General features: G+C 71.6%; 21 protein-coding genes and 1 pseudogene. 10 read left to right on the top strand and 12 right to left on the bottom strand.

All coding sequences use genetic code 11. The features are described 5' to 3' along the window. A pseudogene (locus DN069_RS14810) lies at positions 1-246 on the bottom strand (DNA repair protein RadA); the annotation flags it as partial. Between the two features lie 29 nt (positions 247-275). Here DN069_RS14810 and radA point away from each other — a divergent pair. Continuing rightward, positions 276-1,634: a DNA repair protein RadA gene (gene radA / locus DN069_RS14805; RefSeq protein ID WP_111501445.1), complete on the top strand. Its 1,359-nt coding sequence runs from the start codon at positions 276-278 to the stop codon at positions 1,632-1,634. 174 nt (positions 1,635-1,808) lie between these two features. Beyond that, a complete protein-coding gene (gene disA / locus DN069_RS14800) occupies positions 1,809-2,918 on the top strand; it encodes a DNA integrity scanning diadenylate cyclase DisA (RefSeq protein ID WP_111501444.1) in 1,110 nt (369 codons plus the stop codon). A 68-nt stretch (positions 2,919-2,986) separates the two neighbouring features. Here the strand turns inward: disA and DN069_RS14795 are convergent, their stop codons facing one another. Continuing rightward, positions 2,987-3,853 (bottom strand): hypothetical protein, encoded by an 867-nt coding sequence (locus tag DN069_RS14795; RefSeq protein ID WP_133259929.1) that lies wholly within the window; start codon positions 3,851-3,853, stop codon positions 2,987-2,989. A gap of 174 nt (positions 3,854-4,027) precedes the next feature. Here DN069_RS14795 and DN069_RS14790 point away from each other — a divergent pair, with 174 nt between their 5' ends. The 5 genes from DN069_RS14790 to DN069_RS14770 all read left to right on the top strand — a co-directional run bounded on the left by DN069_RS14790 (position 4,028) and on the right by DN069_RS14770 (position 9,176). Beyond that, positions 4,028-4,720 carry a response regulator transcription factor gene (locus DN069_RS14790; RefSeq protein WP_111501442.1) on the top strand — a complete coding sequence of 231 codons (693 nt, stop codon included), beginning with the start codon at positions 4,028-4,030 and terminating at the stop codon, positions 4,718-4,720. Between the two features lie 10 nt (positions 4,721-4,730). Then, complete coding sequence (locus DN069_RS14785) at positions 4,731-6,161, top strand: sensor histidine kinase (RefSeq protein WP_111501441.1); 1,431 nt, start codon at positions 4,731-4,733, stop codon at positions 6,159-6,161. Positions 6,162-6,295: 134 nt separating this feature from the next. Then, positions 6,296-7,174 carry an HhH-GPD family protein gene (locus DN069_RS14780; RefSeq protein ID WP_111501440.1) on the top strand — a complete coding sequence of 293 codons (879 nt, stop codon included), beginning with the start codon at positions 6,296-6,298 and terminating at the stop codon, positions 7,172-7,174. A 116-nt stretch (positions 7,175-7,290) separates the two neighbouring features. Further along, positions 7,291-7,902 (top strand): TetR/AcrR family transcriptional regulator, encoded by a 612-nt coding sequence (locus tag DN069_RS14775; protein ID WP_111501439.1) that lies wholly within the window; start codon positions 7,291-7,293, stop codon positions 7,900-7,902. A gap of 161 nt (positions 7,903-8,063) precedes the next feature. Next, positions 8,064-9,176, top strand: coding sequence for a ferritin-like domain-containing protein (locus tag DN069_RS14770; RefSeq protein WP_111501438.1), 1,113 nt, complete (start codon positions 8,064-8,066; stop codon positions 9,174-9,176). Positions 9,177-9,195: 19 nt separating this feature from the next. Here DN069_RS14770 and DN069_RS14765 read toward each other — a convergent pair whose 3' ends face one another. Beyond that, positions 9,196-10,158, bottom strand: coding sequence for a hypothetical protein (locus DN069_RS14765; protein ID WP_111501437.1), 963 nt, complete (start codon positions 10,156-10,158; stop codon positions 9,196-9,198). A gap of 154 nt (positions 10,159-10,312) precedes the next feature. On the opposite strand from DN069_RS14765, the gene DN069_RS14760 reads away from it, so the two are divergent. Both DN069_RS14760 and DN069_RS14755 read left to right on the top strand, forming a co-directional pair. Next, positions 10,313-10,633, top strand: a complete 321-nt coding sequence (locus tag DN069_RS14760; protein ID WP_111501436.1) for a trypco2 family protein — start codon at positions 10,313-10,315, stop codon at positions 10,631-10,633. A gap of 5 nt (positions 10,634-10,638) precedes the next feature. After that, positions 10,639-13,896: a serine protease gene (locus tag DN069_RS14755; RefSeq protein ID WP_111501435.1), complete on the top strand. Its 3,258-nt coding sequence runs from the start codon at positions 10,639-10,641 to the stop codon at positions 13,894-13,896. A gap of 59 nt (positions 13,897-13,955) precedes the next feature. Here the strand turns inward: DN069_RS14755 and DN069_RS14750 are convergent, their stop codons facing one another. Continuing rightward, positions 13,956-16,481: an ATP-dependent Clp protease ATP-binding subunit gene (locus tag DN069_RS14750; protein ID WP_111501434.1), complete on the bottom strand. Its 2,526-nt coding sequence runs from the start codon at positions 16,479-16,481 to the stop codon at positions 13,956-13,958. A gap of 486 nt (positions 16,482-16,967) precedes the next feature. On the opposite strand from DN069_RS14750, the gene DN069_RS14745 reads away from it, so the two are divergent. Beyond that, the gene (locus DN069_RS14745) at positions 16,968-17,339 is read left to right on the top strand and encodes a hypothetical protein (RefSeq protein WP_111501433.1); all 372 of its coding nucleotides are present in this window, start codon (positions 16,968-16,970) and stop codon (positions 17,337-17,339) included. Here the strand turns inward: DN069_RS14745 and DN069_RS14740 are convergent. The 8 genes from DN069_RS14740 to DN069_RS14710 form a co-directional block, all read right to left on the bottom strand. Continuing rightward, a complete protein-coding gene (locus DN069_RS14740; RefSeq protein ID WP_111501432.1) occupies positions 17,270-17,617 on the bottom strand; it encodes a histone-like nucleoid-structuring protein Lsr2 in 348 nt (115 codons plus the stop codon). The genes DN069_RS14745 and DN069_RS14740 overlap by 70 nt on opposite strands. 103 nt (positions 17,618-17,720) lie before the next feature. Next, the gene (locus DN069_RS14735; RefSeq protein WP_111501431.1) at positions 17,721-18,224 is read right to left on the bottom strand and encodes an amino-acid N-acetyltransferase; all 504 of its coding nucleotides are present in this window, start codon (positions 18,222-18,224) and stop codon (positions 17,721-17,723) included. A gap of 9 nt (positions 18,225-18,233) precedes the next feature. Then, the gene (locus DN069_RS14730; RefSeq protein WP_111501430.1) at positions 18,234-18,641 is read right to left on the bottom strand and encodes a BlaI/MecI/CopY family transcriptional regulator; all 408 of its coding nucleotides are present in this window, start codon (positions 18,639-18,641) and stop codon (positions 18,234-18,236) included. 99 nt (positions 18,642-18,740) lie between these two features. Further along, positions 18,741-18,887 carry a hypothetical protein gene (locus DN069_RS40065; protein ID WP_165845504.1) on the bottom strand — a complete coding sequence of 49 codons (147 nt, stop codon included), beginning with the start codon at positions 18,885-18,887 and terminating at the stop codon, positions 18,741-18,743. A 10-nt stretch (positions 18,888-18,897) separates the two neighbouring features. Further along, the gene (gene lysX, locus DN069_RS14725; protein WP_111501429.1) at positions 18,898-20,427 is read right to left on the bottom strand and encodes a bifunctional lysylphosphatidylglycerol synthetase/lysine--tRNA ligase LysX; all 1,530 of its coding nucleotides are present in this window, start codon (positions 20,425-20,427) and stop codon (positions 18,898-18,900) included. An 84-nt stretch (positions 20,428-20,511) separates the two neighbouring features. Beyond that, positions 20,512-21,918 carry a hypothetical protein gene (locus DN069_RS14720; protein WP_133259928.1) on the bottom strand — a complete coding sequence of 469 codons (1,407 nt, stop codon included), beginning with the start codon at positions 21,916-21,918 and terminating at the stop codon, positions 20,512-20,514. 16 nt (positions 21,919-21,934) lie between these two features. Beyond that, entirely contained in the window at positions 21,935-23,365 is a 1,431-nt protein-coding gene (locus DN069_RS14715) for a hypothetical protein (RefSeq protein ID WP_111501427.1), read from the bottom strand. A gap of 215 nt (positions 23,366-23,580) precedes the next feature. Continuing rightward, positions 23,581-24,828, bottom strand: a complete 1,248-nt coding sequence (locus tag DN069_RS14710) for a hypothetical protein (RefSeq protein WP_111501426.1) — start codon at positions 24,826-24,828, stop codon at positions 23,581-23,583. Positions 24,829-24,997 lie beyond the last annotated feature (169 nt).

The following is a 24,997-nucleotide window of genomic DNA, read 5'->3' as shown; positions in this document are numbered from 1 at the left end:
GGGGAGCGGCGGCGGGCCCGGGTCCGGGCGCGGCGGGCACGGGGGGGCGCGCTCCGGCCGGGTGGGGTACGGGGTCCGCGCGCCGGGGCGCGCCGCCTGGGCGGCGGCGGCCAGCCGCCGCCTGGACTTGACGCCGCCCGGCGCCCCGGCCAGCAGCACGACCGCGCCCGGCACCAGCCCGCCGCCGAGCGCCCGGGCCAGCTCGTCGATGTTGGTCGGCCGGGGGACCGCGACCGTCGCGTCCACCTGCCCGATCGGCCGCGCCGGCGCGGCCGATCGGGCAGGTGGACGCGACGGTCGCGGTCTCCCGGCCGACCAACATCGACGAGCTGGACCGGGTGCTCGGCGGCGGGCTGGTGCCGGGCGCGGTCGTGCTGCTGGCCGGGGAGCCGGGCGTCGGCAAGTCGACGCTGCTGCTGGACGTCGCCGCCAAGGCGGCGGGGCCCGAGCAGCGGACGCTGTACATCACCGGGGAGGAGTCGGCCTCCCAGGTGCGGCTGCGCGCGGACCGGATCGACGCGCTCTCCCCGCACCTCTACCTCGCCGCCGAGACGGACCTGGCGGCCGTGCTGGGACACATCCAGCAGGTGCAGCCCGCGCTGCTGATCCTGGACTCGGTGCAGACCGTCGCCTCGGCCGAGCTGGACGGCGCGCCCGGTGGGCCGGCGCAGATCCGGGAGGTCGCGAACGCGCTGATCCGGGAGTCCAAGACGCGGGCCATGTCCACGCTGCTGGTCGGCCACGTCACCAAGGAGGGCGCGATCGCGGGCCCGCGCCTGCTGGAGCACCTGGTCGACGTGGTGCTCTCCTTCGAGGGCGACCGGCACGCCCGGCTGCGCCTCATCCGCGGCGTCAAGAACCGCTACGGGGCCACCGACGAGGTCGGCTGCTTCGAGTTGCACGACTCCGGCATCGTCGGCCTGCCGGACCCCTCCGGCCTCTTCCTGACCAAGCGCGCCGAGCCCGTGCCCGGCACCTGTCTGACCGTCACCCTGGAGGGGCGCCGGCCGCTGGTCGCCGAGGTGCAGGCGCTGCTGGTGGACTCGGTGATCCCTTCGCCGCGCCGCGCCACCTCCGGCCTCGACTCGCCGCGCATCGCGATGATCCTGGCCATGCTGGAGCGCCACGGCGGCGTCCGGCTCGGCAAGATGGACATCTACGCCGCCACCGTGGGCGGGGTGAAGCTCTCCGAGCCGTCGGCGGATCTGGCGATCGCGCTGGCGCTGGCCTCCTCCGCCGCCGACACGCCGTTGCCGCAGGGCATGGTGGCGATCGGCGAGGTCGGTCTCGCGGGCGAGGTGCGCCGGGTGACGGGCGTGGAGCGGCGGCTGGCGGAGGCGGCGCGCCTCGGTTTCACCCACGCGCTGGTGCCGCCCGAGCCGGGCAAAGTGCCCAAGGGCATGCGGGTGGTCGAGGTCGCCACGATCGGCGACGCGCTGGCGGCGATCCCGGGTCGTCCGGGGCGCGGCAGCCGGCGCACCCCGCGTCAGGGCCGGGACACGGACGGCGCGGAGAACCGCCGCGGCCGGGTCGACCTGACGGACGAGCGGCAGCGCGCCGTGCCGAACTACCTCGACATTCCCGACAGCGCGGACGAGCTGATGGCGGGCTGGGAGGAGATCGAACCGGAGTGACCGGCCGGCCCGGGAGCCCTCGCGGTGGGTGTGCGAAGCGCCCCGTGTGACCTGTGTGAGTGAGGTGACGAAATAACACCGATTCCCCGACCTCCGTAATATCAGGGCCCACTTACAGGCGGTCGCCGGTAAACTCGTACGCGCACACCGCACCCCACCGGAGGAGTCGCCGCCGTGGCAGCCAACGACCGGGCGGATCGTTCCTCCTCCCGCGAGGAAGCCCTGCTCCGGGCCTCCCTGAGCGCCATCGCCCCTGGCACCGCCCTGCGGGACGGCCTGGAACGCGTGCTGCGCGGCCGGACCGGCGGCCTGATCGTCGTGGGCTTCGACAAGCAGGTCGAGGCGCTGTGCACCGGCGGATTCGTCCTCGACGTCGAGTTCTCCGCGACCCGCCTGCGCGAGCTGTGCAAGCTCGACGGCGCGGTGGTGCTGGACAAGGACATCACCAAGATCGTGCGCGCGGGCGTGCAGCTGGTCCCGGACGCGGACATCCCGACGGAGGAGACCGGCACCCGGCACCGCACCGCCGAGCGGGTCAACAAGCAGACCGGCTACCCGGTGGTCTCGGTCAGCCAGTCGATGCGGCTGATCGCCCTCTACGTCAACGGCGCCCGCCGCGTCATCGAGGACTCCGCCGCGATCCTCTCCCGCGCCAACCAGGCGCTGGCCACCCTGGAGCGCTACAAGCTGCGCCTGGACGAGGTCTCCGGCACGCTCTCCGCGCTGGAGATCGAGGACCTGGTGACGGTCCGTGATGTCGCGGCCGTGGCGCAGCGGCAGGAGATGGTCCGCCTGATCGCCAGTGAGATCGCGGGCTACGTGGTGGAGCTGGGCACCGACGGCCGCCTCCTCTCGCTGCAGCTCGACGAGCTGATCGCGGGCGTGGAGCCGGACCGCGAGCTGGTGGCCCGCGACTACTTCCCGGAGCGCGCGGCCAAGCGCGGCCGCACCGTCCAGGACGTGCTGACGGATCTGGAGGCGCTGACCCACTCGGAGCTGCTGGAGATCCAGACGGTCGCCAAGGCGCTCGGCTACCCGGGCACGCCCGAGGCGCTGGACTCGGCGGTCAGCCCGCGCGGTTACCGCCTGCTGGCCAAGGTGCCGCGCCTGCCGAACACTGTCATCGAGCGCCTGGTCGAACACTTCGGCGGCCTGCAGAAGCTGCTCGCCGCCAGCATCGACGACCTGCAGACGGTCGAGGGCGTCGGCGAGTCCCGGGCCCGCTCGGTCCGCGAGGGCCTCTCCCGCCTGGCCGAGTCGTCGATCCTCGAGCGCTACGTCTGATCCTTCGCCGCAGGCGGCTCCTCCGGCTGGGGCATGCTGCGCTTGAGCTCGGTCGAGACGACGACCGGTCAGCTGCCGAAGGGCGCGAGCTTGAACCAGTGCTGCGGCTGCGCCGAGACGCCGCCGAGGCCGATGTGGGCGACGTAGGTGCCCGCCGAGGCGCTGCCGCCGCCGCTGCCGGGGGTGCAGCCCGGCTTGGAGGTGGTCCGGCCCCAGCCGAACAGGGCGGTCAGCGGACCGTCTCCGGCCGCCGGGACGGCGTACCACTGCGGCGAGGTGTCCTTCGGGCAGTCGCCGGAGGACCAGACCGTCGCGCCGGTGTCCGAGGTGATGGTCAGCACCGCCGACTTGGCGCCCAGGTCGACCTTGCAGGCCGAACCGCCGGTGTTGCTGATCCCGAGCTGGAACTCCGGGAACTGCGAGGGCCGGTAGGTCTGCGCGGTGCTGGTGAGGGAGAGGTCGAGGTCGGTGGCCGCGCAGGTGGGCAGGCTCTTGGTGCCCGGCTGGTTCGGCGCCAGCGTCGAGCCACCGCCCGAGCCGCTCCCGCCGCCCGAGGCGGACCCGCTGCCACCCGAGCCGCTGCCGCCCGCGCCACCGCCCGTGCCGCCGCCGCTCGTACCGCCACTGGGGCCCGTCACGATCGGGGCGCCGCTCGGGGCGCTGGTAGGGCTGCCGGAGGAGGTGGCCCCGGTACTGGGCGAGGCCGTGCCGCCGCTGCCGCCCGCCGTGCCGTCGTTGGAGCCGCCGTGCGTCGGTCCGGGAGTGAGCGAGCTGGCGGGCGTGCCGCCGCTGCCCGCCGTCGTCTGCCGTCCCGATCCGCCCCCGCCGGAGGCGAGCACGCCGACCACGACGACCACCACCGCGAGGGCCGCGAGCACGACGATGCGCCGCCGCCAGTAGATTGACGCCGGCAGTGGTCCGACAGGATTGCGCAAGGAAGGCACGAGCAAACCTTACGAGAGTTCCAGCCCTCCTCAGTGCAACACCACCGTACCTGCTGCTTCTTCTTTCACATCATCGTCCTGTTCGGCCGACTGGTGGTCAGCACTGGGCCGCCCGGCTGGCTTTGGCTCGATCTCCGATAGGCGGGGAGAGGACGTGGAGGCGTCATGTCGGGACGCGTACTGGTCGTCGACGACGACGCGGCGATCCGCCGCTCGCTCGAACGAGGCCTGCGGCTGAGCGGCTTCACCGTGCTCGTCGCGGCGGACGGCGCCGCCGCGCTGGACCTGGCGGCCACCGCCGCGCCCGACGTGCTGGTGCTGGACGTGTCGATGCCGGGCCTGTCCGGGATCGAGGTCTGCCGCCGGATCCGGGCGGGCGGCGACGAGACGCCGATCCTGATGCTCTCCGCGCTGGACGAGTTGGCCGACCGGGTCGCCGGGCTGCAGGCCGGCGCCGACGACTACCTGATCAAGCCCTTCGCGCTGGAGGAGCTGGTGCTGCGGCTGCACGCGCTGCTGCGCCGCCGCCCGGCCCCCGCCCCGACGGAGGTGCTGCAGGCCGGCTCGCTGGTGGTCAACCCCACCACCCGCCAGGCCTACCGCGACGGCGCCGAGCTGCGGCTGACCCGTCGCGAGTTCGAGCTGCTGGAGCAGTTCGTCCGCAACCCCGGCATCGTGCTCACCCGCGACCAGTTGCTGGACCGCGTCTGGGGCTACGACTTCGACGTACGCACCGACGCCGTGGACACCTTCGTCAGCTATCTGCGGCGCAAGCTGGAGGAGGGCGGCCGGTCCCGGCTGCTGCACACCGTGCGCGGCGTCGGGTTCGTGCTGCGCGAGACCGGAGCGGACAGATGAGGGCGAGCGCATGAAACTGTCGACGCGGCTGGCCCTGTGGGTCGCCCTGACCGTCCCGCTGGTGGTGCTGGCGCTCGGCGCGCTGCTGCTCGGCCTGGTCGACCACGACCTGCGCCAGCAGCAGACCACGCGACTGCGCACGCTCGCCCTCGCGGTGCAGCCCGACGTCCGCAACGCGCTCACCGCCGAGCTCAACGGGCGGCCGGGCGTCGAGAAGCAGCGCGGGCATCAGGTGCTCTCCGCCGCGCTCGACGCGGGCGTGCTGGTGCTCGACCCGCAGGGGAACGTGGCCGTGGAGGGCGGCCCGCGGCCGGGCCAGGCGGTCCAGCTGCCGCCGCCCACCGGCAAGCCGGTCAGCCTGCCCGGCTACCGGGCGCTCGGCGTCGCCCTCACCCGCCCCGACGGCACCCTCTGGGTCTTCTCCCCCGACTCCTCGGTGAGCACCCAGGTCGCGACGGTCCGTACCAACGTGCTGTTCGCGGCGCTGGCCGCGGTGCCGCTCGCCGGTTTGCTGACGCTGGCGCTGGCCCGCCGCGCGACCCGCTCGCTGGGCAGCCTCGCCACGCAGGCGTCCGCGCTCGACCCGCACGAGGGCGCGGCCGCCTTCCGCCGCGCCCCCTCCGGCGTCACCGAGGTCGACGAGCTCGCGACCGCGCTCAGCACCGTGCTGGCCCGCTACGACGAGCAGGCGGCGCGCACCGGCGAGGCGCTGGAGACCGCCCGCGCGTTCGCCTCCGCGGCGTCGCACGAGCTGCGCACGCCACTGATGTCCATGCAGACCAACCTCGACGTGCTGGCCGCGCATCCCGACCTGCCGGTCGGGGAGCGGGCGGAGGTCGTCACCGATCTGCGCGTGGAGCACGCGCGTCTGCTGGAGCTGCTCACCGCGCTGCGCACGCTGGCCCGGGGCGACCTGGTGGAGGCGGACGCGTTCACCGAGCTCGATCTCGGCGAGCTGGTCGACTCCTGCGTGGCGACAGTGGGCCGCGCCCGCCCCGAGGCCTCGCTGACCTTCGCGGGCGGCTACGGCGTCCGGGTCCGGGCGTGGGAGCCGGGCCTGAAAATCCTGGTGACCAACCTGCTGACCAACGCGGCGGTGCACGGGCGTCAGCCCGGCCTGCCGGCCCGGATCACCGTGAGCCTGCGGGCCGCAGGCCCGGAGGCGGTACTGACGGTCGACGACCAGGGCCCCGGCATCGCGCCGGACCGGCGCGCGGAGGTCTTCGAGCGCTTCGTCCGCGGCGCGGACAGCCCCGGCTCGGGCCTCGGCCTCACCCTCGTCGCCCAGCAGACCGCCCTCCACGGCGGCACGGTCACCGTCTCCGACCCCCCGGGCCCCCACGGCACCCGCTTCACGCTGCGCTTGCCGCTGAGCGGAACCCCGTTCCAGGAGCCGACCCACCGCAACTGGCTGACCCAGACGCTGCAGCTGCGCCTTTAGCCGCGCGAGGCTCTGCGCGAGCAACCTCCCCAGCCTTCGGCCGGGGGGTTGTCGCGCCCACGCGGCGGAGCCCGCACATCGGCAGAGCCTCGCGCCCCTGGAGAGTGCAACGTCCCCCTAAAATCAGATTCGCCATGGATACCGTTGCCGCACTCCACCGCCCCGTCCTCGCCTGGTACTCCGCGTCCGCGCGGTCGCTGCCCTGGCGGGCGGGGGACGCCTCGGCGTGGGCGGTGATGGTCAGCGAGTTCATGCTGCAGCAGACCCCCGTCAAGCGCGTGCTGCCCGTCTACGAGGAGTGGCTGCGCCGTTGGCCGACGCCGGAGGCGTTGGCCAAGGAGCCCGCGGGAGAAGCCGTGCGTGCGTGGGGGCGGCTCGGGTACCCGAGGCGGGCGCTGCGCCTGCACGCCGCCGCGACGGCGATCACGGAGCAGCACGCTGGTGAGGTTCCGCGCGACCACGCGCAACTGCTCGCGCTGCCGGGCGTGGGCGAGTACACCGCGGCCGCCGTCGCCTCCTTCGCGTTCCGTCAACGCCATGCCGTGCTCGACACGAACGTGCGGCGGGTCTTCGCCCGGGCCGTCACCGGGCAGGAGTACCCGGCGAACGCCACCACCGCCGCCGAGCGCCGCACCGCGGCGACCCTGCTGCCGGACGATCCGGAGACCGCCGCGACCTGGGCCGTGGCCGTGATGGAGCTGGGCGCGCTGGTCTGCACGGCCCGCACACCCGACTGCGTCCGCTGCCCGATAGCGGGCGGCTGCGCCTGGCGGCAGGCGGGCTCGCCGCCGTGGGAGGGGCCGGCCCGGCGCGGGCAGAGCTACGAGGGCACCGACCGCCAGGTGCGTGGAAAACTGCTGGCGGTGCTGCGTGACGCGCCGGGTCCGGTGACCCAGGCGCAGCTGGACGCGGTGTGGGCGGACGGCGTGCAACGGGCGCGGGCACTGGACGGTCTGGTCACGGACGGTCTGGTGGAGCCCGTCGCGGCGGGCGTCTACCGACTGCCGGGGTGAGGCAGTCAACGAAAACCTACTTGCCGACCGGCTAGTAGCGCTGAAGCGAGCACGCTAAGCTCGTGCTAGTCCTGCGTACGGAGACACAGGCGATCCAGCGGAGCGAGTAGACAGCGATGACCACCCAGACCCCCCGGGGCGACACCCGGGAGCGCATTCTCGACGTGGCTCTGGAGCTCTTCGTGGAGCACGGCTACGAGAAGACCTCGCTCCGCGAGATCGCCGACCGGCTCGGGGTCACCAAGGCCGCGCTGTACTACCACTTCCGCACCAAGGAGGACATCCTCGCGGGCATCGTCGCGCGGATCTCCGAGCCGATCGAGCAGACCATCGCCTGGGGCCAGCAGCAGGAGTACAGCCCTGAGGTCCGGGACGAGATCCTGCGCCGCTTCGCCGAGGGCATGGCCGACCGGCAGCCGATCCTGCGGTTCTTCCACGAGAACCAGCCGGCCATCCGCGAGCTGGAGGCGGGCAACGCCTTCAAGGAGCGGATCATGATGCTGACCCGGCTGATGCAGGGGCCGAACCCCTCGTTCGAGGACCGGGTCCGCGCCACCGTCGCGCTGATGACGATCAACGTCGCCGCCTTCGTCGCCGACGCGCACGACCGCGAGGAGTGCGTGAGCGACCTGCCCGGGCTCCCCGACGAGGTCACCCGCCGCGAGACCGCGCTGCGGATCGGGCTCGACGTCGCCGAGCGGATCGGCAAGGCCACCGCCGGGGCGTAGCCGGTACCCGGTACCCCCGTATTGACACTGAGTCAATACCCGAGTGCCACAACGAACCGACCGAGCAGGGTGCCCAGTCCCTGTCCCTGGCCGCCCTTGTCCGGTTGGTATTGCCATGTGACGCTCGCTCTGAGCCCTTTCGGCGTCCAAGGAGCGAGTCAATGTCGACGTACGACCTGTACACCACCAAGCCCCCGGAGCAGGACGGCCAGTGGACCGTCCAAGCCTCAGGTTCCGCCCGGTTCAACTGGGAGTACGACGAGGGCCGTGAGCGGCTGCTCAACCTGTACCAGAAGGGCAAGGACAAGCAGTGGGACCAGGTCAAGCGCATCGACTGGTCCCTGGAGGTCGACCCGTACGACCCGCTCGGCGTCCCGGACGAGGCGATGACGCTCTACGGCACGCCCTACTGGGACAAGATGAGCGAGGCCAACCGCGCCGACCTGCGCCGGCACTACGCCTCCTGGCAGTTCAGCCAGTTCCTCCACGGTGAGCAGGGCGCGATGGTCTGCGCCGCCCGCATCGTGGAGTCGGTGCCGGACATGGACGCCAAGTTCTACTCGGCCACCCAGACCATGGACGAGGCCCGCCACGTCGAGCTGTACTCGCGCTTCCTGCACGAGAAGATCGGGATGCTCTACCCGATCAACGACAACCTGCAGTCGCTTCTCGGCGACACCCTGCGCGACTCCCGCTGGGACATGCCCTACCTCGGCATGCAGGTGCTGATCGAGGGCCTGGCCCTGGCCGCCTTCGGCATGCTGCGCGACACCACCACCAAGCCGCTGCCCAAGCAGCTGCTCGCCTACGTCATGCAGGACGAGGCCCGCCATGTCGCCTTCGGCCGGATGGCGTTGCGCGACTACTACGCCCAGCTGTCGGAGGCGGAGCGCGCCGAGCGCGAGGAGTTCGTCATCGAGGGCTGCTACCTGATGCGCGACCGGCTGCGGGGCGTCGAGGTGCTGGAGAACTTCGGCATCCCCCGGCACGACGCCGAGGAGATCAGCGAGAACAGCGAGTACCTGCAGTTCTTCCGCAAGCTGCTGTTCTCCCGCATCGTGCCGTGCGTCAAGGACATCGGCCTGTGGGGGCCGAAGCTCCAGCAGGCCTACCTCGACATGGGCGTCTTCGAGATGGGCGACTCCAACCTCGACGCGCTGATGCAGCAGGACGAGGAGATCGCCGAGGCCCTCGACGCGGAACGCTTCGCCGCCGAGGAGGCGGCTCGCGCCCTGGAGGTCGACGAGGCGATCACCCAGGGCGCGGAGGCCTGACCCGGCGGCGAAGAGCTGCTCAGTGGGTGACCGTGACGATCCGGTCGGCGGAGGCCACGAACGGGTCGTAGGCGGCGGAGACGATCACCTTCTGGGACGCCGGGGCACCGGCGTCCCAGTGCGCCACCCGCACCCGGAACGTGTAGCTCACCGTCGCGCCGTTCGCCCAGTGCGCCGGGAGGACAGGCAGCCCGGCGCCGTCGGTGCCGACCGGCACCCAGCGGCCGTTCTGCCACAGGTCGTAGGCGAGCGTCGCGTCCAGCTGCCCGGGGGCGGTCAGCTGCTCCATCACCCACGGCTGGAGCTTCTCCGTGACCGCCGCGCCGGTCCGGTTGGTCAGCGTGTACCGCAGGACCAGCGGCTTGCCGGGGGCCACCACGCTGCCGCCGGTCAGCGACTGCACGATGGGGCCGCCGGTGCGCGCCGTGCCGACCTTGAGGTTCAGCTCCCGGCTGGCCCACTGACGGCTGTTGTCGGTGCCGACGTTGAAGCCGAAGTCGAGGCGGTCGTCGTTGACCGGCCAGGCCTTGGTCGCGGCCAGGCTGACCTTCCAGGTGTAGGTGGCGTGGGCGGGCACCGTGAAGGGGCCGTTGACCTGGCCGTGCTTCGGGTAGAGGAAGCCGAGCAGGCCGCCGTCCTCGCCGCCGAACTCGACCGTCGTCGCCGGGGCGTGGACGGGCGTCACGTTCAGCTTCACGTCGGAGCCGTCGATCCCGAGCGCGCCGTGCGCGCCGCCGCCGAGCTCGGTGATGAACGGGACCGCCTTGCCGGAGGTGTTGGTGACGGAGAAGTCGAACACCTTGGCTCGCCCACCCGGCATCAGCGGACCGGACTGGATCCGCCCCAGCGTCAGCACCAACGGGCTCTTCGCGGCGGCCGCCTGCTGGGGCTGCGCGGCCTGGGCCGCCCCCGGCAGCGCGACGGCGGCGGAAGCGGCGGCGACAACAGCGGCCCCGGCCAGGACCTTACGGCGAACGGACATGAAACAACCCCCACATGCACACAAGTCGAATGCCGCCCTCCTGGCGACAACAGAATCTTCACGTATCGTCGTTCGCCCTCGATCCCAGTCCTGTCACCGCTTCGCAACAGCCGAAAGCGCGTTCGCCGGATCGGACTTCAGGGATCATGTCGGTATGGACGACCACCGCATCGAGCTCGCCGACGCCATCGAGGCGATCCGCGCCCAGCTCGTCGCCGCCGCCGAGCGCGGCGCCGGCTCCGAGCTTGCCTTCGAAGTCGGCGACATCCAGCTGGAGTTCGCCGTCCAACTGACGCACGACCGGACGCTCAAGGGCGGCGTGAAGGCCTGGGTGCTGACGGCCGGCTACGAGTCCGCCCAGTCCGTCGCCCAGACCCAGCGCGTCAGCGTCACCCTCAGCCCGAAGCAGCGCGGCGACGGCCGCCGGGTCGAGGTCGGCCACACCGGGCCCGAGGCCAATCTCGAAGGATTCTGAGCATCGTGACGCATCCGCAGCGCGAACGGATCGCCGCTGTCCTCGGTCGCGGCCAGGGCAGCGGCTATCTGCTCAGCCCCTGGATGGTGCTCACCGCCGCGCACGTCGTCGGGGAGGAGACGACGGCCCGGGTGGCGATACCCGGCTTCGGGGGGCCGAAGAGCTGCCGGGTGGTGTGGCGGCGGCTGGACGAGCGGTGTGACGCGGCGCTGCTGGTGGCGGAGACGGACCTGCTGCCGGCCGAGGTGTTCCGCAACTTCGAGCGGCTGTCGTGGGGGTTCCTGGCCGACCTGGGAGCGCTGCGCGGGGCGACGGCCGTGGGCTTCCCGCAGGTGCAGCGGTCGGCGGACCAGCGGCTGGACAGCGAGCAGATCGTCGGCACCCTCAAGCCCGCCAGCGGGCTGCTGAGCGGGCGTCCAGTGCTGGACAGCGACCACCGGGCGCCGGACGGCGGCCCAGGGTGGGGGCACCCCCTGACGGAGTCTGGGGGAGGCTCGCCCTGGGCGGGCATGTCGGGCGCGCCGGTCTTCGTCAACAACTCCCTGGTGGGATTGGTCCGTTCGGTGCCTGCCCGGTGGGGCGAGGCGCGCCTGGAGTTGACGCTCGGCCAGGAGTTCGTGCGGGACGAGGCGGTCTGCGAGCTCTTCGACCAGGGCAACGTCGGATACCTACGGACCACCCTGGATCCGCCCGCCGACACCTTCGAGGAGCGCCTGCGCGCGTACCTCGCGCGCGAGTGGGACAAGGTCAAGATCTACGGGGTCACCCGCTCCGGGCGCGGTGACGGCGACTGGCGGCTCGACATCGCCTACCTCAGCCTGGAGTTGGGCAACCACGAGCGGCCGCGGCGCGATGCCGGGGACGACGAGGCCGCGCCCGCGTCGCGGCGGGTGGAGGACGCGCTCGCGCAGCAGCAGCGGATCCTGCTGCGCGGGAACGCGGGATCCGGCAAGACGACGCTGCTGCAGTGGCTGACCACGCTCTCCGCGCGGGACGAACTCCCGGACCAGCTGGCCCAGTTCAAGGGCTGCACGCCGATCCTGCTGCGCCTGCGCGCGCTCGCCCGCAGCGGGCAGGCGCTGCCGGGGCCGGAGGAGTTCCTGAAGGCCTCGGGAAACCCGCTGGCCGGGTTCCCCGGGTCGGAGGGGTGGGTCAGCGCGCGGATGGCCGAAGGCCGGGTGCTGCTGCTGGTCGACGGGATCGACGAGGCCCCGGCGAGCGAGCGCCGCCGGGTACGGGAGTGGCTGAGCGGGCTGCTCGCCGCCTACCCGGACGTGCGCTGCGTGGTGACGACCCGTCCGTCCGCCGTCGGTGAGGGCTGGCTGGGCGGTCTGGGCTTCGCGGAGCTGGACCTGCTGCCGATGAGCCGCTCCGACGTGACGGCGTTCATCGACCGCTGGCACGCGGCCGCGGCCGCCGGGGCCGACGGGGACGAGGAACAGCGCGAGCGGCTCGCCCGGTGGCGGGCGATGCTGACCGACGCCGTGCGGCGCAAGCAGGACCTGGGAAGGCTCGCCACCAACCCGCTGATGTGCTCGCTGATCTGCGCCCTCAACGCCGATCGACAGGGCCACCTGCCGCACGGCCGGATGGCCCTGTACGACGCGGCGCTGGAGATGCTGCTGGTCCGCCGCGACGAGGAGCGCGGCGTGGACCCGGCCTCGGAGGGCCTGGCGCTCAGCGAGGCACAGCAGCAGGCGCTGCTGCAGAAGCTCGCCTACTGGCTGATCCGCAACGGGCAGTCGGAACTGTCCGAGTCCCAGGCGCTGGCCCGGATCGAGCACGCCCTGCCGCAGATGCCGCAGATCCAGGGCGACGCGGAGCGGGTGCTGCGGCACCTCATGGTCCGCAGCGGCCTGCTGCGCGAACCCACGCCCGGCACGGTCGACTTCGTGCACCGCACCTTCCAGGACTACCTCGGCGCGCAGGCCGCGATCGAGGAGGGCGACATCCCGCTGCTGGTCGAGCACGCCCACGAGGACCAGTGGGAGGACGTGATCCGGCTCGCCGTCGGCCACGCCCGCCGCCGGGAGCGCGCGGAGCTGCTCACCCGCATCCTGGCGCGCGCCGAGGCCGAGCCCCCGCACGCGCACCGCCTGCGACTGCTGGCGGCCGCCTGCCTGGACATGGCCGTCGAGCTCGATCCGACCGTGCGGGACGCCGTCACGGCGGCGGCCACGGCCCTGGTGCCGCCGGCCGACGTGGCGGCCGCCCGGGAGCTGGCCTCGGCCGGGCCCGTCGTCCTGGAGCTGCTGCCCGACCCGGAGGACCTGGACGACGAGACGGCGCACGCCGTCGTCGTCTGCGCCGGCAACATCTTCAACGAGCGCGCGCTGCCGCTGCTGGCCGCCTACGCCGACCACCCGTACCTGGACGTCCGTGCCCAGCTCGCCTACTCCTGGCGGAACTTCGACACCGCGATGTACGGCCGGGAGGTGATCGCGCGGCTGGACCGCAGCGACGACCTGCGGCTCATGGTCACCAGCCGGGCGGAGGCGGAGTTCGTCGCCGCTCACCTGACGGACGTGCGCCGGGTGGAGTTCTCCGGGGACCTGCCGCAGGACGTCGTCGAGATGCTGCCGTTGGGCCCGCTGGTCGAGTGGCGACTGCACGAGAACCCGCGAGCGATCGACCTCTCGTTCCTGCGGGACGCCCCGGCGCTGGAACAGCTGATGGTGATCAACTGCTCCGGCCCCCTCGACCTGGCCCCGCTGGCCGGGACCCGGATCAAGCGGGTCATCCTGCTGGGCTGCCCGGGTGCCACCTCCCAGCGGACCCTCGGGCAGATGCCGCGCCTGGGCCACCTGAGCGTGGCGGACACCTCGGCGACGGACCAGTTCCCGCCCGACGTACTGGCCGAGATCCTCGAGGCCCCGGCGCTGACCTCGCTGCGTGCCATGGCCGACGACCTGCTGCCCGCCTGCTGGCCGCTGCTCCGCGAGCACGGACGGATCAGCGCGCTCGACCTGGACTCCCTCGACCTCGGCGCCCTGCTCGGCGTGGACCCGCTGCCCGCGGTCACCGCCCTGCGGATACGGAACCCGGAAAGGCTCAGGTTCCTGCCGGAGATCACCCGGGTCTTCCCCGGGCTCACCTCGCTCTGGCTCTACGACGTGGAGGGCAGCGAGCTCCCCACCGGCGTCCTGCCGCCCGGACTGCTCGTCGCCGTGGACGGCACGCAGCCGGACGGCACCGAGCCCGCCACCACCCCGCCGGTCCGCTGGGCGACCCAGCTCCCCTGGTACCGCGTCCAGGAGGGATGACGGGGACGACGAAGGGCCCGGCTCCCTCTCGGGAGCCGGGCCCTTTCAGGCGTCGGCCGTTACGCGCTGAGGTCCGTCGGACCGCCCGCGGCGGCGACCGGCGGGGCGTCGGCCACAGGGGCCTTGTCCGCGCCGTGGAAGGTGAACTTGGCTTCCTTGCCCTCGCCCTCGACGTCCACGACGACGATGTGGCCGGAGCGCAGCTCGCCGAAGAGGATCTTCTCCGACAGCGTGTCCTCGATCTCGCGCTGGATCGTGCGACGCAGCGGACGCGCGCCCAGCAGCGGGTCGTACCCGCGCTTGGCGAGCAGCGCCTTGGCGGCCGGACGGAGCTCGAGGCCCATGTCGCGGTCCTTGAGGCGCTCGTCCACCTTGGCGGCCATCAGGTCGACGATCTGGATGATCTCGTCCTCGCCGAGCTGGTGGAAGACCACGATGTCGTCGACACGGTTGAGGAACTCGGGGCGGAAGTGCTGCTTGAGCTCCTCGCCGACCTTGGCCTTCATCCGGTCGTACCCGGTCTGGATGTCGCCCTGGGCGGCGAAGCCCAGGTTGAAGCCCTTGGAGATGTCCCGGGTGCCGAGGTTGGTGGTCATGATGATGACCGTGTTCTTGAAGTCCACGACCCGGCCCTGGGAGTCGGTCAGGCGACCGTCCTCCAGGATCTGCAGCAGCGAGTTGAAGATGTCCGGGTGGGCCTTCTCGACCTCGTCGAAGAGGACGACCGAGAACGGCTTGCGGCGCACCTTCTCCGTCAGCTGGCCGCCCTCCTCGTACCCGACGTAGCCGGGCGGGGAGCCGAACAGCCGCGAGACGGTGTGCTTCTCGCTGAACTCGGACATGTCGAGCTGGATCAGCGCGTCCTCGTCGCCGAAGAGGAACTCGGCGAGCGTCTTGGACAGCTCCGTCTTACCGACACCGGACGGGCCGGCGAAGATGAAGGAGCCACCGGGACGCTTCGGGTCCTTGAGGCCCGCGCGGGTGCGGCGGATCGCCTGGGACAGGGCCTTGATCGCGTCCTTCTGGCCGATGACGCGCTTGTGCAGCTCGTCCTCCATGCGCAGCAGACGCGAGGACTCCTCCTCGGTCAGCTTGAAGACCGGGATGCCGGTGGCGGTCGCCAGGACCTCGGCGATGAGCTCCTCATCGACCTCGGCCACGACGTCCATGTCGCCGGCCTTCCACTCCTTCTCGCGCTTGGCCTTGGCCGTCAGGAGCTGCTTCTCGTTGTCGCGCAGGGACGCGGCCTTCTCGAAGTCCTGCGCGTCGATCGCGGACTCCTTCTCGCGCCGCACGTCCGCGATCTTCTCGTCGAACTCGCGGAGGTCCGGCGGAGCCGTCATCCGGCGGATGCGCATCCGGGAGCCGGCCTCGTCGATCAGGTCGATCGCCTTGTCCGGCAGGAAGCGGTCCGAGATGTAGCGGTCGGCCAGGGTGGCGGCGGCGACCAGGGCGGCGTCCGTGATGGAGACGCGGTGGTGCGCCTCGTAGCGGTCGCGCAGGCCCTTGAGGATCTCGATGGTGTGGGCGAGCGACGGCTCGGCGACCTGGATCGGCTGGAAGCGGCGCTCCAGGGCCGCGTCCTTCTCCAGGTGCTTGCGGTACTCGTCCAGCGTGGTGGCGCCGATGGTCTGCAGCTCGCCTCGGGCCAGCATCGGCTTGAGGATCGAGGCGGCGTCGATCGCGCCCTCGGCGGCACCCGCACCGACCAGGGTGTGGATCTCGTCGATGAACAGGATGATGTCGCCGCGGGTGCGGATCTCCTTGAGGACCTTCTTCAGGCGCTCCTCGAAGTCACCGCGGTAGCGGGAGCCGGCGACCAGGGCGCCGAGGTCCAGCGTGTAGAGCTGCTTGTCCTTGATCGTCTCGGGCACCTCGCCCTTGACGATGGCCTGGGCCAGGCCCTCGACGACCGCCGTCTTGCCGACGCCGGGCTCGCCGATGAGGACCGGGTTGTTCTTGGTGCGGCGGGACAGCACCTGCATGACCCGCTCGATCTCCTTCTCGCGCCCGATGACCGGGTCGAGCTTGGCCTCACGGGCGGCCTGCGTCAGGTTGCGGCCGAACTGGTCGAGGACCAGCGAGGTCGACGGGGTGCCCTCGGCCGGACCACCGGCCGTGGCGGACTCCTTGCCGCCGGCGCCGGTCTGGTAGCCGGAGAGCAGCTGGATGACCTGCTGACGCACCCGGTTGAGGTCGGCGCCCAGCTTCACCAGGACCTGGGCGGCGACGCCCTCGCCCTCGCGAATCAGGCCGAGCAGGATGTGCTCCGTGCCGATGTAGTTGTGGCCCAGCTGAAGTGCCTCACGGAGCGACAGCTCCAGGACCTTCTTCGCCCGGGGGGTGAAGGGGATGTGACCGGACGGGGCCTGCTGGCCCTGGCCGATGATCTCCTCGACCTGCTGGCGAACCGCCTCGAGCGAGATCCCGAGGCTCTCCAGGGCCTTAGCGGCGACACCCTCACCCTCGTGGATCAGGCCCAGGAGGATGTGCTCGGTGCCGATGTAGTTGTGGTTGAGCATCCGGGCTTCTTCCTGAGCCAGGACGACAACCCGCCGCGCGCGGTCGGTGAACCTCTCGAACATCGTTAATCGCTCCTCAGAGCGGTCGGGGCAGTGAGGGAAAATCCCCTCCCTGTCCTACCGCATGCTAGTCCCGGAGGCCGGAACAGCTCCTCACTCCAACCGTCGACACCCGCTGGTGGGGGACCGTGCGACGGCCGACAATGACTCAACCGAATGCTGCGGGATGGTGTTCCCGCAGGCCAGGCAGATCCACCTGGAATCGCTACGCCGACGGCGAACGCACCCCGTTCGCACCCGCCGACACGCCGCGGCGTGGCCGCTCCCGGCTTCCCACTTGGGCATTCATACCCTCTGGCGTACCCCGTCCGGCCCTGGGTGACTCCGGCCGGTGTTCGCCCGTCGAGGAATTACTTCGAGCGTAACCGGAACGGCCCCTTCCCGGTTGTCCGGGATGTGCGGGCCGAGGCGATTGAGGGTGCGGCAGAGCAGGCCGCCTTTACCCTGCCGGGAATCTGTCCCCTGCCGGGAAACTGCGACCTGCTCGACATGCCACTCGCCGGTGGCCTGCTCGCACTGGCCCGGATGGACCTGCGCGACCGGGAGCCCGGCTCCGTCTGGACGCGGGGCGACCGCCTGCTGCTGGCACTGACGCCAGGGGCCGCCGAGGAGCTGCCGGGGCTGCTCCTCTGGCTCGGCTGGGGCCATCTGGCCCCGGTCCTGCGCGGACGGGCCGGCGGGGGCACCGGGCGCCTGCTGCGCCCTGGCCCCTCACCCGGCCCGGAACCGCTGGCCCGTCTGCTCGACACCTGCGCGGACGCGTGCGCCCGCGTGCAGATCGAAGCGACGGCTCAGCCGTGGGCCTTCTCGTACGCCTCACGGATGTTGCTCGGCACGCGGCCGCGCTCGTTGACCTCGTAGCCCTGCTCCTTGGCCCAGGCCCGCATCTTGGCGGTGTCCGGGTTGCCGCCGACCGGACGGGCCGCGACGGCGCGGCCACGGCCACGGCCACCGGCGGAACGGCCGCTCTGCTTGCGGCCCTTGTCCGTGTAGGGGGTCAGCAGCTCACGCAGCTTGCCTGCATTCGCATGGGTAAGGTCGATCTCGTAGGCAACCCCGTCGAGAGCGAACGTCACTGTCTCGTCCGCCTCGCCGCCTTCGAGATCGTCGACAAGAAGGACCTGGACCTTCTGCGCCACGGGTGTCCCTTTCCTCAAATGCCTGGATTACTCGTAGGAAAGCAAACCGTCTTTCCGCGAAAAATTCAACCGGCCTCCGAGAACTCATCTCATGGATGGGCTCTCACAGATGCAGGAGCATCCGGGTGTTGCCGAGGGTGTTCGGCTTGACGCGTTCCAGATCCAGGAACTCCGCGACACCTTCGTCGTAGCTGCGCAACAGCTCCTCGTACACGCCGGCGTCCACCGGAGTCGAGGCGATCTCCTGGAAGCCGTGTTTGGTGAAGAACTCGACTTCGAACGTCAGGCAGAAAATACGACGCACGCCGATCCAACGGGCGGTGTCCACCAGCTTCCGCAGCAGCAGGTGGCCGATGCCGGTGCCGCGGCAGGAAGGGTCCACGGCCAGCGTGCGGACCTCGGCCAGGTCCTCCCACATGACGTGCAGCGCGCCGCAGGCGACAACCTCCGCGTTGTCGTCGCGTTCGGCGACCCAGAACTCCTGGAGCGACTCGAAGAGCGTGACCGTCGGCTTGTTCAGCAGGATCCGTTCGCGGGCGTACCCGTCCACCAGGCGTCGGATGGAAGACACATCGGCGGTCCGCGCACGGCGGATGGTGACCTGCATGCGCCGACGCTACCCTGCCCGGCCTTCGTCCTGCGCAACGATATCGGCGGGGAAGATGCTAGGCGCGAAGATGCGAAGAGCGTCGCCGAGTGCCTCCTGCTGCTCCGGCGACATCATGCCGAAGAAGTGCACCAGGGCCGCCGCCGGGTTGTCGCTCGTCTCCCACGCGTCGTTCATCAGGGCCGCGGTATACGCCTCGCGGGTGGAGACCGGCGCATATCGATAGGCGCGGCCTTCCTGTTCCCGGCGCAACCACCCCTTCTGGAACAGCTTGTCCATCACGGTCATCACCGTGGTGTATGCGATCTCACGTTCCCGCTGAAGATCCTCCAGAACCTCGCGAACGGTGACGAGCCGGTTCCACTGCCAGAGCCGGGTCATGACGTCGTTCTCGAGTTCACCGAGTGGGCGCACCATGACAAGGCAAATATCACTTTTGCCCGAATTAATCCACAGTGCCAGGCCACAACGGCGGGGGGTACGGGGTTTTCACCCCGCACCCCCCGCCGCGCGTGACTACTCCTGGGAGGCCATGATCGCCTCGGCCACCACGTCCTCCTTGGACGCGTTCGCACCGCCCTGGTTGCGGAAGAGCGTGCGGATCATGAAGCCGAAGGCGATCGCCATCACCACCGGCGGAGTCAGAGCCTCGATGTACTGCATGGGCTCGACTCTACTCGGGCTTCACGAGCGGGAAGAGGAGGGTCTCCCGGATCGACTTGTTGGTCAGCAGCATGACCAGTCGGTCCACGCCCAGGCCCATGCCGCCGGTGGGCGGCATGCCGTACTCCAGGGCCCGCAGGAAGTCCTCGTCCACCTGCATCGCCTCGACGTCGCCGCCGGCCGCCAGCAGGGACTGCTGGGTCAGCCGCTCACGCTGGTCGACCGGGTCGATCAGCTCGGAGTAGGCGGTGGCGATCTCCTTGCCGAAGATCACCAGGTCCCACTTCTCGGCCACGCCGTCGACGGAGCGGTGCTTGCGGGTCAGCGGGGAGACCTCGGTCGGGTAGTCCCGGATGAAGGTCGGCCGGACCGCGTTGTGCTCCAGCAGGCGCTCGACGAACTCCAGGATCAGCTGGCCGTGGCCCCACTTCTTCTCGTAGGGCACGCCGTGCTCGTCGGCGAGCTTGCGCAGCTCGTCCACGGAGGTCTCCGGGGTCACCTCGACGCCGAGGTGGGCGCTGATGCCCGGGTAGACGCTGACCTCCTCCCACGGCTCGGCCAGGTCGATCTCGACCTCCTCGCCGTGCTGGTCCACGCCCTTGATCACGGTCGTGCCGAGCGCGTCCTTGGCCGCGTTGAGGATCAGGTCGCGGGTCAGCTCGGCCTGGGTGTCGTAGTCACCGTAGGCCTCGTAGGACTCGATCGCGGTGAACTCCGGGTTGTGGGTCGCGTCGGCGCCCTCGTTGCGGAAGTTCCGGTTGATCTCGAAGACCTTCTCCACACCGCCGACCATGAGCCGCTTGAGGTAGAGCTCGGTGGCGATGCGCAGGTACAGCGTCATGTCGTACGCGTTGATGTGCGTGGTGAACGGACGCGCGTTGGCGCCGCCGTGGATCGGCTGCAGCATCGGCGTCTCGACCTCGAGGAAGCCGCGGCGCTCGAAGGTGTCGCGCAGCGAGCGCAGCACCCGGACGCGCAGCTGCATCATCTCGCGGGCCTCGGGGTTCACGATCAGGTCCACGTAGCGCTGGCGCACGCGGGCCTCCGGGTCGGCCAGACCCTTGTGCTTCTCCGGCAGCGGGCGCAGGCACTTGGAGGTGAGCTCCCAGCGGTCGACCATGATCGACAGCTCGCCGCGACGAGAGGTGATCACCTCGCCCTCGACGCCCACGTGGTCGCCGAGGTCGATGTCCGACTTCCACTGCGCGAGGCGCTCCTCGCCGAGCTTGTCGAGCGAGAGCATCACCTGCAGGTCGCCGGTGCCGTCGCGCAGCGTCGCGAAGCAGAGCTTGCCGCCGGTCCGGCTCAGCATCACGCGCCCGGTCACCCCGGCGCGCTCACCGGTCGCGGTGTCCGGCTCCAGCCCGGGGTACGCCGCCCGCAGCTCGGCCAGCGTCATGGTCCGCGGGAACCCCACGGGGTACGGGTCGACGCCGGCGGCCTTGAGCCGCTCCAGCTTCTCGCGCCGCACGCGCATCTGCTCGGGAAGGTCGTCGGCGCCTGCTGCGGCCGGGGCTGCGGGGGTCTGCTGATCGCTCACCCCACCAGGGTATCGACCGCACGGGCGTGCCCCGCCACTCGTTAAACCTCTCACGGGTGGCGGGGCACGGTCCCGGCGGAGGGATCAGTTGAGGATCAGCCCGGCCGTGTTGTTCTTCGGGTTGGGATCGAACGGCAGGTTCGTGCTGGGCGTCGGGCCACCGCCCCAGACCAGCTGCACCTCACCGCGCGCGTGCGGCACCACCGTGACCACGTGGAACGTGATGGTGAAGTGGTAGGTGTCGCCCGGGAAGGACAGGATCGCCTTCATCCCGGCCGAGCAGTACCAGACGCCGTTCTGCGGCTGGTTCCCGCACTCGGGGCTGCCGACGACGGTCGTCCCCGCCGGGGCGGTGAGCTTCACGAACGGGGTGGCCTCGCCGCCACTGCGGTCGTAGAGCACCGCCGGGCCGTGGTTGGTCACCGAGAAGCTCATGGTGACGTCGTGTCCGGCGGGCGCCTTGGCACTGCTGCCGGTGACGCCGTAGTCCGCCCAGTTGTGGGCGCTGACCCACTCGATGCCGTACCCCTGGTCCCCGCGCTGCAGCTGGGCCGTTCCGGCCGGGACCGCCGACGGCTTGCCGGCGACGAGACGCTTCAGGCCGAGCGCCGGGCCGCGGCCCTGCGTCCACCGGCTGCTGGGCTGGGACGAGGTCGCCCACGCCAGGGAGGGGCTGCCCGCGGGGGCGGCCATGACGTCCATGTAGGTCCACAGCGCCCGGGGCGTCACCTGGGTGCGCACCGGCTGGGCGAAGGCGACCTTCTCGCCGATCCGCATCCAGTCGCGGAAGTGGCACACGGCCGCGTCCTCGACCCGGACTCCGCCCTGGACGTCGGACCGGTAGCGGCAGTTGCCGTAGTGCTGGGTGAAGCGCAGCCCCGGCGAGAGCACCAGGGCCACGTCGGAACCGTTGGCCGGGCGGTTTCCGGCGTTGTCGAAGGTGATCGGCTGGCTGACCACCGCGCCGACCTTCTGGTTCCTGAACCGGGCCAACGGGGCCAGGTCGTACGCGGGGCCGCCGACCGTGACGACGCCGGAGCCTCCCCTGACGGTCAGGCCCGGCGCACTGCCGCTCACGGTGAAGCCGCCGGTGGTGCCCAGCTTGACGCCCTTGAACGGGGTCACGGTGAACGGTGCGCTCCCGCCCATGCCGGTGCCGTCAACCGGCCAGTTCTCGGAGCAGTCCGCGACCAGGCCGTGCGCCGTGCACTCGCCCGAGAAGGCGATCTTGCCGACCTTGGCCAGCCCGCGGGCGTCGACCTTGATGTCGACGGCGCGGAAGCCGAGGTTGCGGTGGAACGTCCAGTCGAGCTGCGGGCTCTGCGCCCCGGTCAGCTCCAGTGCGAGCGGCGCGACCGGATCGAGGGTGATCGTCGGCTGCGTGGCCGCCACGGCGGCGGCCGGGGCGACGACGCCGAGGCCCAACGCACCGGCGGTGGCGATGACGGCTGCCGCGAGGGCAGCCTTGGGTCTGGCGGGTACTCGTCTCATGTTCTCCCCCATGGGATCAGTTCAGCTGGAGCAGCGCCGAGTCGTCGGCGGGGTTCGGGTCGTAGGGCTGACGCCAACCGGGCACCGGGCCCCAGACGATCCGCACCTTGCCGGTGGCGTGCGGGACCACCTGGTCGACGCGCAGCGTGAGACTCAAGCGGTAGACCGTCCCGGCCCAGATCAGCAGGTCGGGCGAGCAGTTGTAGGGGCCGTGGGCGGCGACGCCGGGGTCGAACGAGACGGACGGCTGGCACCGAGCCGAGGAGCCGACGATGGTCGTCCCCGGCGGGGGCGTGACCTCGACACCTGGGATGCCCTCGCCGCCGGAGATGTCGTACAGCGTGCCGGGGCCGTGGCTGACCAGGGTGAAGTCCATGGTCACCGTCTTGCCGGCAGCCGCGGTGGCGGACGAGCCGGTGACGCCGAAGTCGTCGGTGTTGCGCGCGGACAGCGAGACGATGTCCTCGCTGTGCTGCTCCGTGCCCAACTGGACCGGGACGCTGCCCGCCGGGACGCCGCTCGCACGCCCGACGGCGACGACCTTCAGACCCAGGACCGGGCCGGTGCCGCGCTGCCAGACGTGGCCCTTCCACGGCTGGAGGGTCCCCGCGGTCCGCGGGTTGCCGAGTGGCCAGGCGCCGGTCTCCGTGTACTCGCGCAGCGCCTCGTGGGTGTACTGGAACCGCATCGGGCGGGCGAGTGCGACCTTCTCGCCGATCCGCAGCGCGCTCGGGAAGCGGCAGAGTGCGGCGTCCTGGTAGACGTGACCCGCGTGAACGAAGGACCGGTACTCGCAGTTGCTGTAGTGGTCGACGAAGCGCAGGCCCGGCGTGGCCGTGAACCACACGGCGGTACCGGCCGAGGGACGGTCACCGGTGTTGGTGAAGGCGAGCGGCTCGGAGACGATGCTGCCCAGCGCCCAGTTCTTGTGGTCGGAGAGGCCGCTCAACGTGTACTCGGGGCCGCCGACGCTGACCTGGCCGGTCCCGCCCTTGATGACCACCTGGGAGGACGAGCCGCTGATCGTGTAGCTGCCCGTCGCGCCCGGCTTCGCGCCGCGCAGGGCGGTGAGCGTGAAGTAGCTGGTGCCCCACGTCTGCGGCGTGGTGGGCGAGTTCCCTACGAAGGCGTCGGGGCACGTCGCGACGTCCTTGCGGACCACCGTGCAGCCGGGCTGGAAGGCCACGGCCGCGATCCTGGCCAGGCCGGTGGCGTTCACCGTGACGGTGACGTCCGTGGCCTGGACGTGCTTGGCGTTCACCCTCCACATGAGCGACGGTTCGACCGTCGCCGGGGCGGGCGCGAGCGCCACGGCGTCGATCGGCGCCAGCGTGACGACAGGCTTCACAGGCGTGGTGGCGTCGGCGACCCCCGCGCCGAGGCCGAAGGTGAGCGCCGCGGCAGCCGTCCCGAGGGCGGTGGCGCGGCGGATGACGGTTCGGTTCAAAAGACCCCCTGAGTCGACGGGCTCCCGGCGTTCGTCACAGGAGCCCCACAGATCGGAGGTTAGGGCTGCACCAAGGGCGCCAAAGGGCCACCGGCGGACAGGCGGCCCCAAACAGGCGCCCGATTCTTACCCGATTCGTGCCTCCGGCTGCCGCCGGTGGAAAGCGCAAAAGGGCGGCCCGATGGACCGCCCCTTCACGCAAGCGGCGCCAGGGGCTAGTTGACGGTCACCCAGGAGCTGTCGTTCGCCGGGTTCGGGTCGAAGGGGAAGTGGCGGGTGAGTTCCACCCGGCCCTTGGCGTTCTGGACGACCTGGTCGACGCGGAGCTGGAAGTTCCAGGTCGCGCGGGCCTGCGGGCCGAAGGCGAGGGCCGCGTCGTCGCAGAGGTAGGTGCCGGGGACGGAGGGGTTCTCCAGGTGGCAGGAGCCGTCGGCGGTCACCACGGTGGTGCCGGGCGGAGCCGTGAAGCGGAGCTGGAGCGGGGTGTTCCACAGGCCGCCGGGGCCGCGGTCGAGCAGGCCGAAGGAGACCGGGACCACCGCGCCCTGCTTCTGGAAGAAGGACGTGCTGCCCCAGACCTGGAGGTCCGCGGTGTTGCGGGCCGCGAGGAGCGCGACGCTGCTGTTGAACGTGGTGGCGCCGGGCAGGCCCATGTCGCTCGCCGGGACGGCGGTGGGACGGCCGCGGTGGACGACCCGGAGGCCGAGGGCAGGGCCGGTGCCCCGGTGGTCGTACGTCATGGTCCAGAAGTTCGGGTCACCCGCGGGCATGGTGACGACCTGGAGACCGGTGTCCAGCGCCGCCGCGCCGACCTTGACGGTGGCCGGGGCGGTCAGCGCCGCGGTCTCGCCCGGGGTGATCCGCGCGCCGGGGAAGTGGCACAGCGCCCAGCTGAAGTCGAAGCCCTTGGCCTCGTGGTAGTCGCAGTTGCGGTACTCGCGGGCGAAGGTCAGGCCGGGCGAGGTCTGCAGGAAGACCTGGACGCCGGCCGAGGGCCGGTCACCGCGGTTGGTGAAGGAGACGGGCTCCGCGACGGTCTGGCCGACCCGGAGGCCCTGGTGGCCGACGAGCGGGGCCGGCTTCAGGTCCGGGGCGCCGATCTCCACCCGCCCGGCCAGCACCGCGGGACCGCGCCAGAGCGGGGACGAGGCCTTCAGCGTGTAGCCGCCGTGCTCGCCGGCCTTCACCCCGGGCAGCGCCCGCACGTGCAGCCAGCTGTTCAGGGAGACCAGGCCGCTCGGTCCCCCGTCGGCCCGCAGGTCGTCGGCGCAGGTCGCGACGAGGCCGTGGACGGTGCAGCCGGACGGGAAGTCCACCCGGGCGACCTTGGCCAGGCCGCGCGCGTCGATGGTGACGTCGGTCTTCACGTCGAACGCGACGCCGGCGCCGGTCCTGAACTGCGGCCAGAGCTGGGCCTGGCTGCCCGGCCCGCCGAGCGCGGCGCCGCCGGGGACCCCCCACACCGACGGTGCGCCCTGGCCTGCCGCGACGGCGCCCGGTGCGGCGGCCGCAACGAGGCCCGTGGCCGCGACGGTCGCGGCTACGACTGTTCCGGCGAGACGCCGGAGAACTCCACTGCCCCTCAAGGGGACCCCCCTGTGCGATCGAAACGGCCGGTTGTTGATCAACAAC

The organism is Streptacidiphilus pinicola (assembly GCF_003258295.1).
GTDB classification, from domain to species: Bacteria; Actinomycetota; Actinomycetes; order Streptomycetales; family Streptomycetaceae; genus Streptacidiphilus; species Streptacidiphilus pinicola.
The sequence above is the reverse complement of the archived record's forward strand: the minus strand, read 5'-3'. Positions and strand labels throughout refer to the sequence as shown.

Excerpts from the sequence above, each read along its gene's own strand:
- DN069_RS14790 (WP_111501442.1), top strand. The coding sequence starts at position 4,028 with ATGTCGGGACGCGTACTGGTCGTCGACGACGACGCGGCGATCCGCCGC.
- DN069_RS14785 (WP_111501441.1), top strand. The coding sequence starts at position 4,731 with ATGAAACTGTCGACGCGGCTGGCCCTGTGGGTCGCCCTGACCGTCCCG.
- DN069_RS14780 (WP_111501440.1), top strand. The coding sequence starts at position 6,296 with ATGGATACCGTTGCCGCACTCCACCGCCCCGTCCTCGCCTGGTACTCC.
- DN069_RS14775 (WP_111501439.1), top strand. The coding sequence starts at position 7,291 with ATGACCACCCAGACCCCCCGGGGCGACACCCGGGAGCGCATTCTCGAC.
- DN069_RS14770 (WP_111501438.1), top strand. The coding sequence starts at position 8,064 with ATGTCGACGTACGACCTGTACACCACCAAGCCCCCGGAGCAGGACGGC.
- DN069_RS14765 (WP_111501437.1), bottom strand. The coding sequence starts at position 10,158 with ATGTCCGTTCGCCGTAAGGTCCTGGCCGGGGCCGCTGTTGTCGCCGCC.
- DN069_RS14760 (WP_111501436.1), top strand. The coding sequence starts at position 10,313 with ATGGACGACCACCGCATCGAGCTCGCCGACGCCATCGAGGCGATCCGC.
- DN069_RS14750 (WP_111501434.1), bottom strand. The coding sequence starts at position 16,481 with ATGTTCGAGAGGTTCACCGACCGCGCGCGGCGGGTTGTCGTCCTGGCT.
- DN069_RS14745 (WP_111501433.1), top strand. The coding sequence starts at position 16,968 with ATGCCACTCGCCGGTGGCCTGCTCGCACTGGCCCGGATGGACCTGCGC.
- DN069_RS14735 (WP_111501431.1), bottom strand. The coding sequence starts at position 18,224 with ATGCAGGTCACCATCCGCCGTGCGCGGACCGCCGATGTGTCTTCCATC.
- DN069_RS14730 (WP_111501430.1), bottom strand. The coding sequence starts at position 18,641 with ATGGTGCGCCCACTCGGTGAACTCGAGAACGACGTCATGACCCGGCTC.
- DN069_RS40065 (WP_165845504.1), bottom strand. The coding sequence starts at position 18,887 with ATGCAGTACATCGAGGCTCTGACTCCGCCGGTGGTGATGGCGATCGCC.
- DN069_RS14720 (WP_133259928.1), bottom strand. The coding sequence starts at position 21,918 with ATGAGACGAGTACCCGCCAGACCCAAGGCTGCCCTCGCGGCAGCCGTC.